The 19,086-nt window shown below is 74.8% G+C and carries 12 protein-coding genes and 1 pseudogene; 7 read left to right on the forward strand and 6 right to left on the reverse strand.

The window, feature by feature from the left end:
- Nucleotides 1–40: 40 nt before the first annotated feature.
- The 3 genes from IHE55_RS06790 to IHE55_RS06800 are packed head-to-tail and all read right to left on the reverse strand — an operon-like array spanning nucleotide 41 to nucleotide 3,235.
- Entirely contained in the window at nucleotides 41–922 is an 882-nt protein-coding gene (locus IHE55_RS06790) for a sugar ABC transporter permease (protein WP_232265478.1), read from the reverse strand.
- 2 nt (nucleotides 923–924) lie between these two features.
- Nucleotides 925–1,947 carry a carbohydrate ABC transporter permease gene (locus IHE55_RS06795; protein WP_197988207.1) on the reverse strand — a complete coding sequence of 341 codons (1,023 nt, stop codon included), beginning with the start codon at nucleotides 1,945–1,947 and terminating at the stop codon, nucleotides 925–927.
- Nucleotides 1,948–1,960: 13 nt separating this feature from the next.
- Nucleotides 1,961–3,235 (reverse strand): extracellular solute-binding protein, encoded by a 1,275-nt coding sequence (locus IHE55_RS06800; protein ID WP_197988208.1) that lies wholly within the window; start codon nucleotides 3,233–3,235, stop codon nucleotides 1,961–1,963.
- A gap of 460 nt (nucleotides 3,236–3,695) precedes the next feature.
- Between IHE55_RS06800 and IHE55_RS06805 the strand changes: the two genes are divergently transcribed.
- From IHE55_RS06805 to IHE55_RS06825, 5 genes and pseudogenes are all read left to right on the forward strand, one after another.
- Nucleotides 3,696–5,369: a glycoside hydrolase family 13 protein gene (locus IHE55_RS06805; RefSeq protein WP_197988209.1), complete on the forward strand. Its 1,674-nt coding sequence runs from the start codon at nucleotides 3,696–3,698 to the stop codon at nucleotides 5,367–5,369.
- 25 nt (nucleotides 5,370–5,394) lie between these two features.
- The gene (locus IHE55_RS06810; protein WP_197988210.1) at nucleotides 5,395–6,459 is read left to right on the forward strand and encodes a LacI family DNA-binding transcriptional regulator; all 1,065 of its coding nucleotides are present in this window, start codon (nucleotides 5,395–5,397) and stop codon (nucleotides 6,457–6,459) included.
- A gap of 42 nt (nucleotides 6,460–6,501) precedes the next feature.
- Nucleotides 6,502–7,350 (forward strand): annotated as a pseudogene (locus IHE55_RS06815) (phosphatase PAP2 family protein); the annotation flags it as partial.
- Between the two features lie 599 nt (nucleotides 7,351–7,949).
- Complete coding sequence (locus IHE55_RS06820) at nucleotides 7,950–8,690, forward strand: sporulation protein (RefSeq protein ID WP_197988211.1); 741 nt, start codon at nucleotides 7,950–7,952, stop codon at nucleotides 8,688–8,690.
- Between the two features lie 83 nt (nucleotides 8,691–8,773).
- Nucleotides 8,774–9,640, forward strand: a complete 867-nt coding sequence (locus IHE55_RS06825; protein WP_232266018.1) for an HAD family hydrolase — start codon at nucleotides 8,774–8,776, stop codon at nucleotides 9,638–9,640.
- An 818-nt stretch (nucleotides 9,641–10,458) separates the two neighbouring features.
- Here IHE55_RS06825 and IHE55_RS06830 read toward each other — a convergent pair.
- Nucleotides 10,459–13,707 (reverse strand): bifunctional [glutamine synthetase] adenylyltransferase/[glutamine synthetase]-adenylyl-L-tyrosine phosphorylase, encoded by a 3,249-nt coding sequence (locus tag IHE55_RS06830; protein ID WP_197988212.1) that lies wholly within the window; start codon nucleotides 13,705–13,707, stop codon nucleotides 10,459–10,461.
- 717 nt (nucleotides 13,708–14,424) lie between these two features.
- Entirely contained in the window at nucleotides 14,425–15,789 is a 1,365-nt protein-coding gene (glnA2, locus tag IHE55_RS06835; RefSeq protein ID WP_197988213.1) for a gamma-glutamylpolyamine synthetase GlnA2, read from the reverse strand.
- Nucleotides 15,790–16,261: 472 nt separating this feature from the next.
- Between glnA2 and IHE55_RS06840 the strand changes: the two genes are divergently transcribed.
- Together IHE55_RS06840 and IHE55_RS06845 are read left to right on the forward strand one after the other, a co-directional pair.
- A complete protein-coding gene (locus IHE55_RS06840) occupies nucleotides 16,262–16,957 on the forward strand; it encodes a DUF6153 family protein (RefSeq protein ID WP_197988214.1) in 696 nt (231 codons plus the stop codon).
- 133 nt (nucleotides 16,958–17,090) lie between these two features.
- Nucleotides 17,091–17,735 (forward strand): DUF305 domain-containing protein, encoded by a 645-nt coding sequence (locus tag IHE55_RS06845; protein WP_197988215.1) that lies wholly within the window; start codon nucleotides 17,091–17,093, stop codon nucleotides 17,733–17,735.
- Between the two features lie 454 nt (nucleotides 17,736–18,189).
- On the opposite strand, the gene IHE55_RS06850 is transcribed toward IHE55_RS06845, so the two are convergent.
- A complete protein-coding gene (locus tag IHE55_RS06850) occupies nucleotides 18,190–19,086 on the reverse strand; it encodes an ABC transporter ATP-binding protein (RefSeq protein WP_197988216.1) in 897 nt (298 codons plus the stop codon).

The following is a 19,086-nucleotide window of genomic DNA, read 5'->3' on the forward strand; positions in this document are numbered from 1 at the left end:
GCCCGGAGCCCGGTGCCCCGGGGCCGGGCGGGGTACCGGGTTACGACTTGGTGGCGCCGGCGGTCAGCCCGGCGACCAGGTGCCGCTGGGCCCAGGCGAAGACCAGCGCCGCGGGCACCGCGATCATCACGGCCGCCGCCGTCATCGCGCCCCAGTCGGAGGTGTACTGGTTGACGAACGTCTGCAGGCCGGCGGGGAGGGTGAGGTTCTCCTCCCCGGTCATGAACGCCGAGGCGTAGGCCACCTCGGCCCAGGCGGTGATGAAGGTGTAGAAGGCGGTGACCGCGATGCCCGGCTTGGCCAGCGGCACGATCAGCCGCCAGAAGGTGCCGAACGGGTTGAGGCCGTCCACCCGGCCCGCCTCGTCGATCTCCACCGGGATGGTGTCGAAGAAGCCCTTCATCATCCAGGCGCAGAACGGCACCGCGATCGTCAGGTAGGTGACGATCAGGGAGATCGGCTGGTTGAGCCAGCCGAGCGTGGACATGATGTTGTACAGCGGCACGATCAGGATGGCCATCGGGAACATCTGCGTGATCAGCAGCAGCCACATCAGCGGGCGCATCCCGGGGAACCGGAAGCGGCTGACGGCGTAGCCGGTGGTGGCGGCCACGAAGACGCCCAGCACGGTGGTGACGGCCACCACGAACAGCGAGTTGCCGAACCACGCGAGGAACTCGGTGTCGTTCAGGACGTGGGTGTAGTTCTCCAGCGTCGGGTTCTTCACCACGTCGGTGCTGAAGGACTCGCTCTTGGGCTTGAACGAGGTCACCAGCAGCCACAGCGGCGGGAAGACCGCGATCGCGGCGGCGAGGATCAGCGTCAGGTGCAGGCCGACGGAGGCCAGCGGGGAGCGCCGGCCGCGCGGTCCGCGGGGCTTGGACGCGGCGGGGCGCGGGGTGGGCGCGGTGGGTGCGGCCATGGCTACCAGACCTCTCCCTGCTTGCGGAGCGAACGGCGGTAGACCACCGCGAAGAGCATGAGGATGATCAGGATCAGCACGCCCCAGGTGGAGGCGCCGGCGAAGTCGCGCGGGCTGTTGACGAAGGACAGCCGGTAGGCGTACGTCACCAGGATCTCGGTGCTGTCACCGGGTCCGCCCCGGGTGAGCAGGAAGATCACCGGGAACATGTTGAAGGTCCAGATGGTGGAGAGCAGCACCACCGTGCTGCTGACCGAGCGCAGCCCCGGCAGGGTGATGTGGCGGAACCGCTGCCAGGGGCTGGCACCGTCCATCTCGGCCGCCTCGTACAGCTCGCCGGGGATGGACTGGAGTCCGCCCAGCAGCGCCACCAGCATGAACGGCACGCCCAGCCAGACGTTGACCGCGATCACCGAGACCTTGGCCATGGTGGGGTCGTTCAGCCACGGCACCGCGTCGATGCCGCCGCCGTCCAGGATCTTGTTGAGGATGCCGTTCTTCTCGTTGTACAGCAGCCGCCAGGCGAAGACCGAGACGAACGCGGGGACCGCCCAGGGCAGGATCAGCAGCGAGCGGTAGAGGGTGCGCCCCTTGAACTGCCGGTTGAGCAGCACGGCCAGGCCCAGGCCCAGCGCGAAGGTGATGCCGACGCAGGAGACCGTCCAGGTCACCGTCCAGATCAGCCGGTCCCAGAAGACGCCGTCCTCCAGGACGGCGGTGAAGTTGTCCAGGCCCACGACGTCGTAGGTGGCGGGGATGTGGTTGACCCCGATGGTGCGCTCGACGTTGGACTCGTCGGCGTCGGTGAGGGACAAGTAGACACCTCGGCCGAGCGGGTAGCCCACGATGAGGCCGATCACGACCACCACGGGGGCGACCATGGCCCAGGCGTACCAGTGGGTGCTCAGCGCGCGGCGGAGCCGGCCGGGGGTGCCGTGTGCGGTGGAGCCGGGCTTCCGGGCCCGGCCGGGGGCGCGGTGCGCGTCCCCGGCCGGTTCCGCCGGCCGACTGGTGTCAACAGCCATCGGTGCCGGTCTCCTACTTCCAGTCGTCCTTGAGGAGCTTGCGGTAGGCCTTGCCGACCGCCTCGGCGGCGTCCTCCGGGGAGGTCTTGCCGGTCAGCACGCCGGGGAACTCCACCAGGATGGCCTGGAAGAGGCTGTTGCCCTCGGGGATCCACGGGCGCTCGACGGCCTTGTCCACCGCGTCCCGGAAGAACTTCACGTTGGCGTTGGACGCGACCTCGGGCTTGTTGTAGACCGACGCCCGGGTGGGCAGCAGGCTGAGCGCCTCGGTGGTCTTCGCCTGCACCTCGGCGGAGCTCATGTAGCGGGCGAAGGCGTAGGAGGCGTCGAGGTTGTCGCTGCCGGCGTAGACGGCGAGGTTGTGGCCGCCCTGCGGGGAGCCCTGGCCGCCGCTGCCCGCGGGGATGGGCACCACGCCGAGGTTGGAGCGGTCCTTGAACGCCTTGCCGCCGAGGGTGTCCTCGATCGCCCACGGCCCGTTGATCGTCATGGCGACGTCGCCGTTCTTGATGGCGTTCTGCATGTTCTCCCAGCCGTCCGTGGCGTCGGTGACGGCCGCGCCGGACTCGACCAGGTCGCGGGCGGCGGCGAACGCCTTGACGCCCGACTCGTCGTCCACGGTGACCCGCTTCGCCTTCACGTCGAGGAGGTCGCCGCCCTCGCCGTAGAGGAAGGGCAGGAACCAGTAGGCGTCGTCGCCGCGCAGGTACAGGCCGGTCTTGCCGGTCTTCTCCTTGATCTTCTTCGCGGCGGCCTTCAGCTCGGTGAGGGTGGTGGGCGGCTTCACGCCGGCCTCGTCGAGCATCTTCTTGTTGTAGAAGAGGCCCATGGTGTCGATGACCTGCGGCACCCCGTAGGTCTTGCCCTCGAACTTGGTGCTCGCCATGGCCTGCGGCAGGTAGTCCAGCTGCTTGTCCAGCGCCGGGGTGTCGTCGAGCGGGGCGAGGTAGCCGATGTTGGCCAGGTCCTGGGTCCAGGCGACCTCGGCCCGGAGCACGTCCGGGGCGCCGGAGCCGCCGGAGCCGGCGGCGTTCTTGAACTTGTTCAGCGCCTCGCCGAAGGGCACGTTGACGTAGTCGACCTTCACCTTCGGGTACTTCTTCGTGAAGTCCTCGGCGAGCTTCTTGTACGTGGCCTTCTCGGCGTCGTTCGAGGTGTCCCAGTAGGTGACGGTGCCGGAGATCTCCCCGGACGACTTGTTCTGCTTCTTGTCGTCACCGTCGCCGCACGCGGTCGCCGCGAGCGCGAGGGCCGCGACGAGCGCAGTGGCCGCTATGCCACGTCGCATCGAAACTCCTTGGAAGCCGACCGCACCATCGCGGTGCCGGAATGCCGAGGAACGTAACAGGGATGAAAAAAAGCCGAAAGGCCTTGCGTAAGTTTTCTGCAAGGGAGCCGGATCGCAACCCCGGATCGTTACCGCCGCGTGTCCTTCCGGTGGCCGTTCCGCCATCCGGCCCGGCGGGCCCCGGGCGCCGGTCCGCGCCCGTCGCACCCCGGGGGCGCACGACGGAAGGGTTTTGCAAGCCCTTCCGCAAGACTTGCAGGGATGTTACGTTCCGGTTAAGCCCGTCCTTGCACGGTCCCGCCGTCCCCACCGGTCCATCGGTCCGTCAGATCCGTCAGATCCGTCCGGTGCCGCCCCGTGCCGCCCGGTCCCGCCCGCCGCTGTACCAGGCGCGGGACCGGCGCGTCCGGCGGCGCCGGCTCCGTCCGGTCCCGCACGATCCGCACCGACAGGGAGCGCCATGACGCAGGAACCGACCGCCCCCGGCCGCACTCCGGCCGACATCCCTCCCGCGACCCGGCCGGCGGCGCCCGCCGCCCGTGACTGGTGGCGGCACGCCGTCATCTACCAGGTGTACGTACGGTCCTTCGCCGACAGCGACGGGGACGGCGTCGGCGACCTGCGCGGTGTCCGGGAGCGGCTGCCGCACCTGGTCCGGCTGGGCGTGGACGCCCTGTGGCTGACGCCCTTCTACACCTCGCCGCAGGCCGACGGCGGGTACGACGTGGCCGACTACCGGGCGGTCGATCCGCTCTTCGGCGACCTGGCGGACGCCCAGGACCTGATCGGCGCCGCCCATGAGCTGGGTCTGCGGGTGATCGTGGACGTGGTGCCGAACCACACCTCCGACCGGCACCCCTGGTTCCGGGCGGCGCTGGCCGGCCGGCCCGGCGGCCCGGAGCGCGCCCGCTACCACTTCCGGCCCGGCCGCGGTCCGGACGGCTCGCTGCCGCCCAACGACTGGCAGTCGGTCTTCGGCGGACCGGCCTGGACCCGGACCACGAACCCGGACGGCACCCCCGGCGAGTGGTACCTGCACCTGTTCGCCCCCGAACAGCCCGACCTGGACTGGGACTGCCCCGAGGTGCACCAGGAGTTCGACGCGGTGCTGCGGTTCTGGCTGGACCTGGGGGTGGACGGGTTCCGGATCGACGTGGCGCACGGCATGGTCAAGGCGCCCGGGCTGCCGGACGTGGGCCATCTGGAGCAGGCGCGGCTGATCGGCGCGCAGCGGCTGCCGTTCTTCGACCAGGACGGGGTGCACGCCATCCACCGCGCCTGGCGGCGGCTGCTGGACTCCTATCCCGGCGAGCGCATCGGGGTGGCCGAGGCGTGGGCGCCCAGCCCCGAGCGGCTGGCGCTGTACGTGCGCCCGGACGAGCTGCACCAGGCGTTCAACTTCCAGTTCCTGCGGTGCCCCTGGGACGCGGCGCGGATGCGCCAGGTCATCGACTCCTCGCTGGCCGCGACCGCCTCGGTGGGGGCGCCGACGACCTGGGTGCTGTCCAACCACGACGTGGTCCGGCACGCCACCCGGTACGCCGAGGACAGCCCCGAGCAGGGACTGCGGCGGGCCCGCGCGGCAGCGCTGCTGATGCTGGCGCTGCCCGGCTCGGTCTACGTCTACCAGGGCGAGGAGCTGGGCCTGCCGGAGGTCACCGACCTGCCCGACGAGGTCCGCCAGGACCCCGCCTTCTTCCGCGGCGACGGCCAGGACGGGTTCCGGGACGGCTGCCGGGTCCCGATCCCCTGGTCCGGCACCGAAGCACCGTACGGCTTCGGACCGGCGGGCGGCCCCAGCTGGCTGCCGCAGCCCGACAGCTGGGCCAAGCTCAGCGTGGCGGCCCAGACCGGCGACCCGGACTCCACCCTGGAGCTGTACCGCACCGCCATCGCCCTGCGCCGGCGGCTGCCGGAGCTGGCCGAGCCGGAGATCGGCCTGCCGGAGGACGGGGCGTACCCGCCGGGCGTGCTCGCGGTGGTCCGGCCCGGGCTGGTGTGCACGCTCAACACCCTCGGCACGGAGGTGGAGGTGGCCCGGCCCGGGCGGCTGCTGCTGGCCTCCGCCCCGGTGGTGGACGGCGAGGTGACCGTACGCCTCCCCGCCGACTCCTGTGCGTGGTGGGCAATCTGAGACGCGCCCGGTACAGTCCAGCTCCATGACCGCACGGCTTGCCGACATCGCAGCCCAGGCGGGGGTCAGTGAAGCCACGGTGAGCCGGGTGCTCAACGGCAAGCCGGGGGTGGCCGCGGGCACCCGCGAGTCCGTGCTGGCCGCGCTCGACGTCCTGGGCTACGAGCGTCCGGTCCGGCTGCGGCAGCGCAGCGCCGGGCTGGTCGGTCTGATCACCCCGGAGCTGGAGAACCCGATCTTCCCGGCGCTGGCGCAGGTGATCGGTCAGGGCCTCACCCGCCAGGGGTACACCCCGGTGCTGGCCACCCAGACCCCCGGCGGCTCCACCGAGGACGAGCTGACCGAGATGCTGGTGGACCGGGGCGTGGCGGGCATCATCTTCGTCTCCGGGCTGCACGCGGACACCACCGCCGACATGACGCGCTACGACCGGCTGCGCGGCCAGGGGGTGCCGTTCGTGCTGGTGGACGGCTTCTCGCCGAAGGTGCGGGCGCCGTTCATCTCACCGGACGACCGGGCCGCGATGGTGCTGGCGGTGACGCACCTGGCGTCCCTGGGGCACACCCGGATCGGACTGGCGCTGGGCCCGCGCCGGTTCGTGCCGGTGCTGCGGAAGATCGAGGGGTTCCAGCACGGCATGGCCGAGCAGCTGGGCCTGCCGCCGGAGAAGTCCGCGGAGCTGATCCAGCACTCGCTCTACACCCTGGAGGGCGGCCAGGCCGCCGGGGCGGCGCTGATCGAACGGGGCTGCACGGCGGTGGTGTGCGCCAGCGACATGATGGCGCTGGGCGCGATCCGGGCGGCCCGGCAGCTGGGGCTGGCCGTCCCGGCGGACGTGTCGGTGGTCGGTTTCGACGACTCCCCGCTCATACCGTTCACCGATCCCCCACTGACCACCATCCGCAAGCCGGTGCAGTCCATGGGGCAGGCCGCGGTCCGCGCCCTGCTGGAGGAGATCGGCGGCACCCCGGCGCCGCACAGCGAGTTCGTCTTCCTCCCGGAGCTGGTCGTACGGGGTTCAACGGCCTCGGTACCCGGAGGGATAGGTTCTGTCCAGAACCGGGACAGAAGTGGCGAAGACCGTACCTGAGGATGATCTGTCTCTGTCCGTTCTCTGGCAGACTGTTGCTCTATGGGTGAAGCGACTGCAAGGACTCCGGAAGGGTCGGCCGCCCTGTCACCCACGGTGGAGGCCGGGGCCGCCCCCCTCGCCCGGCCGCGTGCGCTCGCGCGGCTGAGGACCCCCCGGCGACCACGGCTGTGGTTCGAGATCCTGCTGGTCGCGCTCGGCTACTGGACGTACTCACTCATCCGCAACGCGGTGCCCGAGCAGCGCGCCGAGGCGCTGCGCAACGCGGACTGGATCTGGGAGTGGGAGCACCGGCTCGGTCTCGCCTTCGAACGCTCGGTCAACCACGCCGCCGACTCGGTCGACTGGCTGATCGTCGGGATGAACTACTACTACGCCACGTTGCACTTCATCGTGACGATCGGCGTGCTGGTCTGGCTCTACCGGTGGCATCCGGGCCGGTACGCCGCGATCCGGCTGGTGCTCTTCGCGACCACCGGCGTCGCCCTGCTGGGCTACTACCTCTTCCCGCTGGCGCCGCCCCGGCTGATGCCCGGCGGCGACTTCATCGACACGGTGGTGGTGCACGACACCTGGGGTTCGATGGCCTCGGGCAACCTGTCGGAGATGTCGAACCAGTACGCGGCGATGCCCTCGATGCACATTGGCTGGTCGCTGTGGTGCGGCATCACCATTGCCATGCTCACCCGCCTGGTGTGGGTGAAGGTGCTGGGCCTGCTCTACCCGGCCGCCACCGGCCTGGTCATCGTGGCCACCGCGAACCACTTCTGGCTGGACGCGGTCGGCGGCGTGCTCTGCCTGGCCTTCGGTTTCGCGGTGTCCTTCGGGTGGTACCGCGCGCTGTGCTACCGGCTGCCGAGGGTGCCGGTACGCCACCGCCCGGCGGACGCCCCGGTCGCCCGCCCGCGCGCCCCGGAGACTGCCGGCGCCCCGCTCCCGGCGGCCGGTACGCCGCTTCCGCCGGCCGGTACGGACCGGCCGGCGGACGCCCCCTCCCCTGCGGTGGACCCCGCACCCGGGGAGGACCCCGCCCGGGTGCCGGGCAGCTTCTCCGGGTCCGCCGCGCCGGCCGCCCCGGCCCCGGCGTCCGACCCGGCGGAGACGGCCCCCGTCCGGCCGGGCGCCGGGCCCCGCGGAAGGCTCCGCCACGCCGGTACGCACGGCCCGTGCCACGGGCTCACGGGCCGGGACCGCGGCCCGCACCGCCCCGGTGGCCGGCCCGCCGCGCCGCGGCACCACCGCCCAGCGCCCGCCCCGCCGCTGACCGCCCGCCCCCGCCGCTGACCGCCCCCGCCCTCCCCCGCCGCCGGCCTGTCGTCCGACCGGCGCGCCCCATGGGCCCCGCCGGTCGTCGGGCCCGCGGGAGGGACCCTCCCCCGGTGGACGCCTCCACCCTGCTGCGATCATGGCGTCGCACACCCGCGCGAACCACGCACCGGCGTCCGGTCGCGTCCGGTCCGCGCGGGCACGACGAGGGAGGGGTTTTCTCCATGGCTTTCCGTAAGTTCCTCAGCGCCCTGGGCGTCAACGCGCCGAGCGTGGAGACGGTGCTGGACAACACCACGGTGCGCCCGGGCGACCAGCTCGGCTGCGAGGTCACCATGCGGGGCGGCGGCGCCGACGTCACCATCGAACGGCTCACCCTCCAGGTGGTGACCCGGTTCGAGGACATGGAGACCACTGAGGACCGCTGGGAGAACCCCGGCGTCCTGGTCAGCGGCGAACTGCCGGGGCCGTTCACGCTGGCCGCGGGCGCGGAGGTCACCGAGCGCGTGGTGCTGGACCTGCCCTGGGAGATGCCGCTGACGCACATCCTGGGCGGCCGGCGGCTGCGCGGCGCCCGGGTCGCGGTCCGTACCGAGCTGGCCATCGACAACGCCGTCGACCGCGGTGACTTCGACGAGTTCGCGGTGCACGCGCTGCCGCAGCAGGACATGGTCCTCCAGGCGTACTCCGACCTGGGCTTCCGGTTCGACGAGGCGGAGTGCAAGAAGGGCACCCCCAGCTCGGCGGTCCGCTCGCAGGTGGACTGGTGGCAGGAGATCGAGATGTGGTTCCCCGCCGACTACCGGAACCCGGGCCAGAACGAGATCGCCTTCAACGCCCGCCACGACTCGCTGGACCTGCTCACCGGCGGCACCGGGCGGCTGGAGTTCCGCTACGCCGACATGGATCTCGCCCGGGTCACCGAGGTCATCGACGAGCACGCCCGCTCCCGGTTCGCCCGGTGACCGACGGCCGGTCCCCGGTGCCGCCCGCCGTCCCGGACGGCGGGCCCGGCGGCCCGGCGCCCGGCCCGGCCCGCCGGACGCCACTGCCCGGCTCCGCCCGCTTCCGCGTGGTCGCCACCGACCTGGACGGCACGCTGCTCCGCGGCGACCTGACGGTGTCGGCCCGCAGCCGCGCGGCGCTGGCCCTGGCCGCGGCCGCCGGGGCGCGGCACATGGTGGTCACCGGCCGGCCCGCGGCGTCCTGCCGGCCGTTCCTGGCCGCCATGGGGTACCGCGGGCTGGCGGTCTGCGGGCAGGGCGCCCAGCTCTACGACGCCTCGGCGGACCGGCTGCTGGAGAGCGTCCCGCTCGACCGCGAGGTGGCCCGTTCGGTGGTGGAGCGGACCGAGCGGGAGCTGGGCCGCTCGCCGCTGGCGCTGGCGGTGGTGACCGCGGCCCCGGAGAACCGCCTGGTGTTCCTGCCGGGGTTCGCCGACCGGCCGCGCCCCGAGTGGGGGCGGGCGGCGGACCGGGCGGAGCTGTTCGCCGGGCCGGTGGAGAAGGTGCTGATGCGCCACCGGGAGCTGCCCGACGAGCTGGTCGCGGCGACCGCGGCGCGGATCGGCGGCTCGCGGGTCTCGGTCACCCACTCGGACCGGGGCGTGATCGAGGTGCTGCCCGCCGGGACCACCAAGGCCGCCGGCCTCCAGCGCGCCGCGGACCGGCTGGGCTTCACCCCGTCGGAGACCATCGCCTTCGGCGACATGCCCAACGACGTGCCGCTGCTGACCTGGGCCGGGTACGGGGTGGCCATGGGCAACGCCCACCCCCGGCTGCGCGCGGTCGCGCACGAGGTGGCGCCCCGGAACGACGACGACGGGGTGGCCGTGGTGCTGGAACGCCTTTTCGCCCCGGCCCGGCCGGGTGACGGCCGTACGCCGGCCGGGGACGGGGCCTGCGTCGGCCGGTGACGGGGCGTGCGTCGACCGGTGACGGCCGTACACCGGCCGTGACGACGCGCACCGCCGTGACGTGGCAGGCGTACGCCGGTCGTGACGGGCCCGCACCGGCCGTGACGTGGCGGACGTACGCCGGCTGGTGAGGGCGTACACCGGTCGGCGCGCCGGGGCGGGGGGTTGACGGGCCCGTGCCCCACGCCGGCGCCGGGCGGATCTCGTGGGGCGCCGCCGTCCCGCCGTCCGGAACTCCGGCACGGCGGGACGACGGCCGGGACGGGCCCGGCGGGGGCTGCGGACGCCCCGCCGGGCCGCTCACCCGCCCCGGCTCCGGCAGGGCGACGGCCGGCCGGCCGGGACCGTCGGCGGGCGGGCCCGGAGAGGTACGGCCGCACCGGGCAGCGAGCGTTGCGGCCGCCCGCCGGCCCCGGGGGCGCGCATTCGGCCCGCGCACCGGCGACACCCCGTAAGGGCAGGGCCGCCCCGTAAGGGCAGGGCGGCTCCGGACGGGCAGGGCCGCCCCGTAAGGGCAGGCCTCCCATAAGGGCGAGGTCACCCCCGCAAGGGCTGGGTCCACCCCGTAAAGGCAGGGCCCCCGTAAGGGGCGGCCCCCCGTAAGGGCAGGGCCACCCCGTACGGGCGAGCCTCCCCCCGTACGGGCAGGGCGGCTCCGGACGAGCACAGCCACCCCGTACGGGTGACGGCGGTCCCTTACGGTCGGTCCGCCGGCGGCGCTCCGGACGGAGAGGGCCCCGCAAGCCCCCGGCACCGCAGGCGCGGGCGCCTCCAGGGCGGGACTCCGGCAGCGCGGCGCCCGCCGGGGGCCGGGGCGGTCAGGCGCCGTCGTAGAAGAGCCGCTCCACCACGGCGCGGGCGCGGCGGGTGGTGCGCCGGTAGTCGTCGAGCATCTCGCCCACGTGCCCGGACTCGTACCCCAGGTAGCGGCCGACGGCGGCCAGCTCCCGGCTCTCGGCGGGGAAGGTGTCGCCGGGCCGGCCGCGGACCAGCATCACCGCGTTGCGCACCCGGGTGGCGAGCACCCACGCCTCGTCCAGCATCTCCGCGTCGTCGGTGTCGATCAGCCCGGCCGCGTGCGCGGCGGCCAGCGCCTCCCGGGTGCGGGTGGTGCGCAGGCCCGGTTCGGCCGCGCCGTGCCGCATCTGGAGCAGCTGGACGGTCCACTCGACGTCCGACAGCCCGCCGCGGCCCAGTTTGGTGTGGGTGGCCGGGTCGGCGCCGCGCGGCAGCCGCTCGCTCTCCATCCGGGCCTTGAGCCGCCGGATCTCCCGGACCGCCTCCTCGTCCAGGCCGTTCGCGGGGTAGCGCAGCGGGTCGATCAGCTCGATGAACCGGGCGCCGAGCTCGGCGTCGCCGGCGACCGGCTGGGCCCGTAGCAGCGCCTGGCTCTCCCAGGTCAGCGACCAGCGCCGGTAGTACGCGGCGTACGAGGCGAGGGTGCGGACCAGCGGCCCGGACCGGCCCTCGGGCCGCAGGTCGGCGTCGATCGGCAGCGGCGGATCGGCGGTGGGCAACTGGAGCAGCCGCCGCATCTCGTTGGCGACCTCGAACGCGGCCCGGGCCGCCTCCTGCTCGTCCGCGCCCTCCCGCGGCTCGTGGACGAAGAGCACGTCGGCGTCCGAGCCGTAGCCCAGCTCCTGGCCGCCGAAGCGGCCCATGCCGATGACCGCGAAGCGGGTGGGCAGCTCGTCGCCCCAGCGGTCGCGGACCGCGGCGCGCAGCGCTCCGGCCAGGGTGGCGGCGTTGATGTCGGAGATCGCGCGGCCGACCCGGTCCACCGCGGCGCCGACGTCCTCGGGCCCGGTGCCGGGCCCGGTGGCCGGGTCCTGGGGGGCGGCGCCCGCCCGGGGGCCCGGGGGGTTGCTGCCGGCGGTGTCCGGGCCGGCGGTCGCGGGGCCGGTGGCGCCGGAATAGGCCTCGATGATGTCGGCCGCCGCGGTGCGGAACAGCTCCCGGCGGCGTACCCCGCGGGCCGCCGCGACCGCCTGCTCGCCGCTGTCCGCCCGGCCGACCGCGGCCAGGATCTCCTGCTCCAGCGCGGCCCGGCCGCGGGGCCGCAGCCCTTCCGGATCGCCGAGCAGGGCGACCGCCTCCGGGGCCCGCAGCAGCAGGTCGGGGGCGAACCGGCCGGCCGACAGCACCCGGGCCAGGTTCTCCGCGGCGGCGCCCTCGTCGCGCAGCAGCCGCAGGTACCAGGGGGTCTTGCCGAGCGCGTCGGAGACCTTGCGGAAGTTGAGCAGGCCGGCGTCCGGATCGGCGGAGTCGGCGAACCAGCCGAGCAGCACCGGCAGCAGGGTGCGCTGGATCGCGGCCTTCCGGCTGACCCCGGAGGCCAGTGCCTCCAGGTGGCGCAGCGCGGCGACCGGGTCGGCGTAGCCGAGCGCCTCCAGGCGCTGCCCGGCCGCCTTGGCGCTGAGCCGGGCGGCGCCGGGCTCCAGCTGGGCGACGGCGTCCAGCAGCGGCCGGTAGAAGAGCTTCTCGTGCAGCCGCCGCACCTCGCGGGCGTGCCGCCGCCACTCCTTGCCCAGCTCGGCCACCGGCTCGGCGCGGAACCCCAGGGAGCGGCCCAGGCGGCGCAGCTCCTGCTCGTCCTCGGGCACCAGGTGGGTGCGGCGGAGCCGGTAGAGCTGGATGCGGTGCTCCATGGACCGCAGGAAGCGGTACGCGGTGTCCAGGGCGGCGGCGTCGGCGCGGCCCACGTAGCCGCCGGCCGCCAGCGCGTCGAGCGCGTCGAGGGTGGTGCCGCTGCGCAGGGTGGCGTCGGTCCGGCCGTGCACCAGCTGGAGCAGCTGGACGGCGAACTCGACGTCGCGCAGGCCGCCGGGGCCGAGCTTGAGCTCCCGGTCGATCTGGGCGGCGGGGATGTTCTCCACCACCCGGCGGCGCATCTGCTGGACGTCCGCGACGAAGTTCTCCCGCTCGGCGGCCTGCCAGACCAGCGGGGCGACGGCGTCCGCGTACGCCCGGCCCAGCTCGGCGTCGCCGGCGACCGGCCGGGCCTTGAGCAGCGCCTGGAACTCCCAGGTCTTGGCCCACCGCTCGTAGTACGCCAGGTGGCTGCTCAGGGTCCGGACCAGCGGCCCGTTGCGGCCCTCCGGGCGGAGGTTGGCGTCGACCGGCCAGATGGTGCCCTCGATGGTGGTGTCGGAGCAGATCCGCATCATCCGGGCGGCGAGCCGGGTGGCGGCCTGCAGGGCCCGGGCCTCGTCGGCCGGTTCCAGGTCACCGTTCCGCTCCCGGGGCTCGGCGACGAAGATGACGTCCACGTCGGAGACGTAGTTCAGCTCCCGGCCGCCGCACTTGCCCATGCCGATCACCGCGAGCCGGCAGCGGGCGGCGTCCTCGGGCTGTTCCTCGGCGGCGATCCGCAGGGCCGCGCGGAGCGTCGCGGTGGCCAGGTCGGCCAGTTCGGCGGCGGTCCGGGCGACGTCGGTGGTGCCGCACACGTCGCGGGCGGCGATGCGCAGCAGGCAGCGCCGGTAGGCGATGCGCAGGGCGTCGGGCCGGGGGCGGGTATCGCCGGCGCGGCTCCAGATCCCCTCGGTCAGCGCCTGTTCGAAGTCGGGGGTGGTGGGGTGCAGGTCGGCCGGCTCATAGGTGAGCAGCGACTGCCAGTCGTACGGGTGGCGGGCGAGGTGGTCGCCGAGCGCCTCGGAGGCGCCGAGGACGCCCAGCAGCCGGTCCCGCAGCGGTTTGGCGGCGGCCAGCGTGGCCAGCAGTGCCTGCCGGGAGCCGGCCCGGGCCCCGTCCCCGGTGGTGGCCGGGCCGGCTCCCGTGGCGGGGGCCGGTGGGCGCCCGCCGGTGGTGGCCGGTCGGTCGTCGCCGGTCCTGCCGGTGGCTCCGGCGGGGGCGTCCTCCGCCTCCGGCAGCGTCTCGACCAGCCGGACCAGGCCGCGCAGCGCGGCGTCCGGGTCGGCGGTGGCGCCCAGTGCGTCCAGCAGCACCGGATCGCTCCACACCGGCGCCATCTCCGGCAGGTCGAGGAGCCGCTCGGCCGTCGCGGGGTCGGTGAACCCGTAGCGCAGCAGTCGCCTGAACCGGCTGTCCCGTCGCCCTTGCAGCACGTCGCACCGCCTCGCTCGCCGCTCATGATCGCCGCTGCGAGCTTAATCCCGGCCGGCCCGGAGCGGGAACGCCGCGGTCGTGCGGCGCCCCGGCCGGGACCGGACGACCGGCCCCGGCGGGTGTCTGCTGGGCCGGAGCAGCACTCGCCCGGACCTGCGGGAGCTCACCGGAGGGAGCGGGCCTCACCAGGCTCACCGGAGGGGCGGCCTGCCCCACCACCGGCCCGGCGGCCGGGTCGGTGGTGGGGCCACCGGGGGAACGCGGGCCCCGGTCCGGCCCCGGGGCCGGACCCCGGGTCGGCCACCCGCGTAACCGCCCCCTCGGACCGGGCGTCCGGGCGGTGCCGCCGCCCAGGCCCCGGAAGGACGGTCATCGGGCTCCGGGACCGGTCCCGAAGTCCCCGGCCGGGCAGCACCGGCCCGGGGCCGGCAGCGCGGGCCGGCACAGGTCGGCCCTGCGCCGAGCCGGACGCGGCAGCCCCCGCCGGAGGCGGCGCGGACAATCACCGCCGGCCCGGCGACCGGGCCGGCGGGGTCGGCCGGGGAGACGCCGGATCCGACCCGAACCCGGGGCCGGGCGCCCCGGGTAACCGGCCCCTCGGACCGGGCACCCGGGCGGTGTCGCCCCGGCCCCGGAAGGCGGTCATCGGCTCCGGGGCCGGGGGCCGAAGCCTCCGGCCGGGCACTGGCGCCAGGGTGCCGGGGCACCCGGCCCGCTCACAGCACCGGCAGGTTCTTCCGCAGCTCGTAGGCGGTGACCTCGGAGCGGTACTCCTCCCACTCCTGCTTCTTGTTGCGGAGGAAGAAGTCGAAGACGTGCTCGCCGAGCGTCTCGGCGACCAGTTCGCTCCGCTCCATCAGGGAGATGGCCTCGCCGAGGTTCTGCGGCAGCGGCTCGATGCCCATCGAGCGGCGCTCGGCGTCGGACAGCGCCCAGACGTCGTCGTCGGCGCCGGCCGGCAGCTCGTACTCCTCCTCGATGCCCTTCAGGCCGGCCGCCAGCAGCACCGCGTACGCCAGGTAGGGGTTGGCGCCGGAGTCGATGGAGCGGACCTCGACCCGGGTGGAGCCGGTCTTGCCGGGCTTGTAGAGCGGCACCCTGACCAGCGCCGACCGGTTGTTGTGCCCCCAGCAGATGTACGACGGCGCCTCGCCGCCGGCGCCCGCGGTGCGGCCCTGCGCCCCTCCCCAGATGCGCTTGTAGGAGTTGACCCACTGGTTGGTGACGGCCGAGACCTCCGAGGCGTGCCGCAGCAGACCGGCGATGAAGGACCGGCCCACCTTCGACAGCTGGAACTCCGCGCCCGACTCGTAGAAGGCGTTCCGGTCGCCCTCGAAGAGCGACAGGTGGGTGTGCATCCCCGAGCCGGGGAACTCGGAGAACGGCTTGGGCATGAAGGTGGCGTGCACCCCCTGCTCCAGCGCCACCTGCTTCATCACCAGCCGGAACGTCATGATGTTGTCGGCGGTGGAGAGGGCGTCGGCGTAGCGCAGGTCGATCTCCTGCTGGCCCGGGGCGCCCTCGTGGTGGGAGAACTCCACCGAGATGCCCATCGACTCCAGCATGGTGATCGCCTGCCGGCGGAAGTCCATGCCCACGTTCTGCGGGGTGTGGTCGAAGTAGCCGGAGGAGTCCGCCGGCACCGGCCGGGACCCGTCGTCCGGCTTGTGCTTGAGCAGGAAGAACTCGATCTCGGGGTGGGTGTAGAAGGTGAAGCCGAGGTCGGAGGTCTTGGCGAGGATGCGCTTGAGCACGTAGCGCGGGTCGGCGTACGACGGCGAGCCGTCCGGCATCAGGATGTCGCAGAACATCCGCGCGGTGCCCGGGGCCTCGGCGCGCCACGGAAGGACCTGGAAGGTGCCGGGATCGGGCTTGGCGATCATGTCCGACTCGTAGACGCGGGCGAAGCCCTCGATCGCCGACCCGTCGAAGCCGATGCCCTCGTCGAACGCCTGCTCAAGCTCGGCGGGGGCCACGGCCACCGACTTCAGGTAGCCGAGCACATCGGCGAACCACAGCCGGACGAACCGGATGTCGCGCTCTTCCAGCGTTCGGAGCACGAACTCCTGCTGCTTATCCATTTCCACCCATCCTCGCAGGTCAGGCCGCCCGTTCCCAGGCCGCGGGGCACATCGGGGGCACGTGAGCATCCCACCACACGATTTCGGCCGTGTTGCGCACGCGGTTCCGTACGGTGTCGATCCGCACGGGCGTCACCGCTCCGCCGCCCTGCTCCCCGGCCCGCGCCCCGCGCCGGGGCGGGCGGGACTCCGCGGGTCGCGCCGGCCGCAGGGCCGCCGAGGGGCACAGGTCGGGCCGTCCGGTCCCCCCGCTCCGGCCCGTCCTCATTGTGAGACATCGGCCGATCATGGTCGAGTCCGGCGCCGCGGGGGAATCCGCCGGTGCGCCGGTGGACGCGCGGGTGTGCGCCGGAGCGCGGAACACCCGGCGACGGGGGCGGGACGGGCAGGGGCGGGGCGGGGGGCGCGACGCGCTCCTGGTGCGCGTCCCCCGGCGGCCCGGACGGGCCGGAGGACGCCTACGATGTGCGGCATGACCACCCGGACGCGCACCCGCCGCCCCCTGCGGGCACGGGCGTGCCTGCTGCTGGTGTGGTCGCTGCTGGCGGGGATCGTGGCGATGCACGGGCTGGGCACGGGTGCCTTCGCGGCCGCCGCGCAGTCCGCCCGGCAGGCGCCGCCGCACGGCGCGCCCGCCGCCGGCCACGGCCCCGGGCCGCACCCGGTCGCCGCCGGGCCGGCCCCGGCGCACGCCGGCGAGGTGTCCGGCGCCCCGGCGTACCGGGACGGCGCGCCCGGGGACGCGCACCGCGCGGCGTACGACGACCGGCGCGCCACGGCGTACGAACGCCGTCCCGCAGCCGGCCCCCGGACGGGGTCCGCGTCCGCCGGCCCGGCGACGGGCACCGGGGAGCGGTCCCCGGTCACCCGGCCGCGGCTCCCGGACGGTTCCGGGCACGCGCTCCCGGCGTACGACCGCCGTCCCACCACCGCCGGCGCGCCGGGCGGCCCGGCGTGCCACGACCTGGGCGGTGGCGAGGGGCACCCGCACCACGCCGACGCCACCTGCGCCGCGCCCGGCATCAGCACCGCGCCGGTGCCGCCGCCGCTGCCGGCCGGGGCCGTGGTGCCCGACGCCGACCCGGCCGGTCTCCGGCCGCCGGCGCCCTCCGACCGGACCGGCCCCGACCCGCCCTCGTTGAGCCGGCTCCAGCTCCTGCGCATATAGGCGCGCCCGTACGGCCCGCCGGTCCCGCGCGACCGGTGGCCCGTATCCCGCACGCCCCGGTGCGGACGGCTGCGCCGCCGCACCTTCCGACCGGATGCCACCGGGCATCCCGTTCCCGCAGGAGCACACGATCATGAACTCGCACCGTTCCCTCATCCGGCGGGTGGCCGCCGCCTCCGTGGCCGTCACCGCGGCCCTCGTCCTCGCCGCGTGCGGCGGCGGGGACGGCGACGGCGACGGCGCCACGAACGGCAGCCACGACAAGCCGTCCGCCACCGCCTCCGCCGGCTCCCCGGACGGGCAGGGCGGTCACAACGCGGCGGACGTCTCCTTCGCGCAGGGGATGATCCCGCACCACCGCCAGGCGGTGGAGATGGCCGACCTCGCCGCCACCCGGGCGTCCTCGGCCGAGGTGAAGAAGCTGGCCGCGGAGATCAAGAAGGCCCAGGACCCGGAGATCCGGACCATGTCCGGATGGCTGCGGGGCTGGGGCGAGGACGTCCCGGCGGAGGACGCCGGGATGGACCACTCCGGCCACCACGGCATGCCGGGCATGATGACCCCCGCTGACATGACCAAGCTGGAGAAGGCGTCCGGCAAGGCGTTCGACACCGCGTTCCTGGAGCTGATGATCAAGCACCACGAGGGCGCGGTGGAGATGGCCCGGACCGAGCGGTCCAAGGGCTCGGACGCGGCGGCCAAGGCGCTCGCCGAGGAGATCATCACCTCGCAGAGCGCGGAGATCACCCGGATGAACACCCTGCTCGGCAGGGACTGACCGGTCGCTGCCGAGGGCGGGCCGCGCGCCCGCCCACGGCAGCCCGGAGGCCACCGCCGGCCCCGGCGGGCACCGCCCGGGCCGGCCGCATCACGGTGCCGGGAGGCCCCGGGTCCGCCCACGGCCCGGCCCGGGCCACCACCGGCACGGCCGGTACGCCACCGGCCCGGCCGGCGCCGCCATCTGCTGCTGAGGGGCGCGGCGTACGGGCACCGGGCGGCCCGGAGCGGTACGCCGCGCGGTGCCGCCCGGAGCGTACGGGCACCGGCCCGCGCGCTTCGGCGCCCGGCCCCTCACACCCCCGCGCGCCGAGGCCGGGGACGCAGCGGCCGGGGCCCGGGAACGGACCCAGCGGCCCGGAACCCGGGAAAACATCGTTCCCGGAACCCGGGAAAACGCACGCGCCCGGGATCCCGGGCGCCGGCCCGTCACCGGAGCGTACGGGCACCGCCGCTCACGCCTCGGTGCGCCGGCCGCCCTCCGGGATGACCAGCGGCGTCCCCGCCACCGGGCACTCGATGACCGCGGCGCGCATCCCGAAGACCTCGTGGACCGTCTCCGGGGTGACCACGCGCGAGGGCGGGCCGGCGGCGACGACCCGCCCGTCGCGCATCGCGATCAGGTGGTCGGCGTAGCGGCAGGCGAGGTTCAGCTCGTGCAGCACCATCACCACGGTCCGGCCGTCGGTCCGGTTGAGGTCCCTCACCAGCTCCAGCACGTCCACCTGGTGGGCGAGGTCGAGATAGGTGGTGGGCTCGTCGAGCAGCAGGACGGAGGTGTCCTGGGCGAGGGCCATCGCGATCCACACCCGCTGGCGCTGGCCACCGGACAGCTCGTCCAGGGAGCGCTCGGCCAGCGCGGCGGCCCCGGTGGCCGCGAGCGCGGCGTCCACCGCGGCCTCGTCCGCGGAGGACCACTGCCGCCACCACCGCTGGTGCGGGGTGCGGCCGCGGGCGACCAGGTCGCGGACGGTGATGCCGTCGGGCGCGGCGGGGGACTGCGGCAGCAGGGCGAGCCGCAGCGCGAGGTCGCGGGCGGGGAGCCGGGCGATGTCCTCGCCGTCCAGGTGCACGGTGCCGGCGGCGGGCTTCAGCAGCCGGGCCAGGGCGCGCAGCGCGGTGGACTTGCCGCAGGCGTTCGGGCCGACCAGCGCGGTCACCCGGCCCGCCGGGATCTCCAGGTCGAGGCCGTCGGCGACGGTCCGGTCGCCGTAGCCGAGCCGCAGCCCGGTGCCGCCGAGCGCCGTGCCGCGGGGCGCGGGGACGCCCCCGTCCGCGACGGTCGCGGACGCCCGCTCCGCACCACCGGCGGCGGGCCGGCCGGTGCCGGTGGTGTCAGCGGTCTCGGCCAT

Source organism: Streptomyces pactum (assembly GCF_016031615.1).
Lineage (GTDB): Bacteria > Actinomycetota > Actinomycetes > Streptomycetales > Streptomycetaceae > Streptomyces > Streptomyces pactus.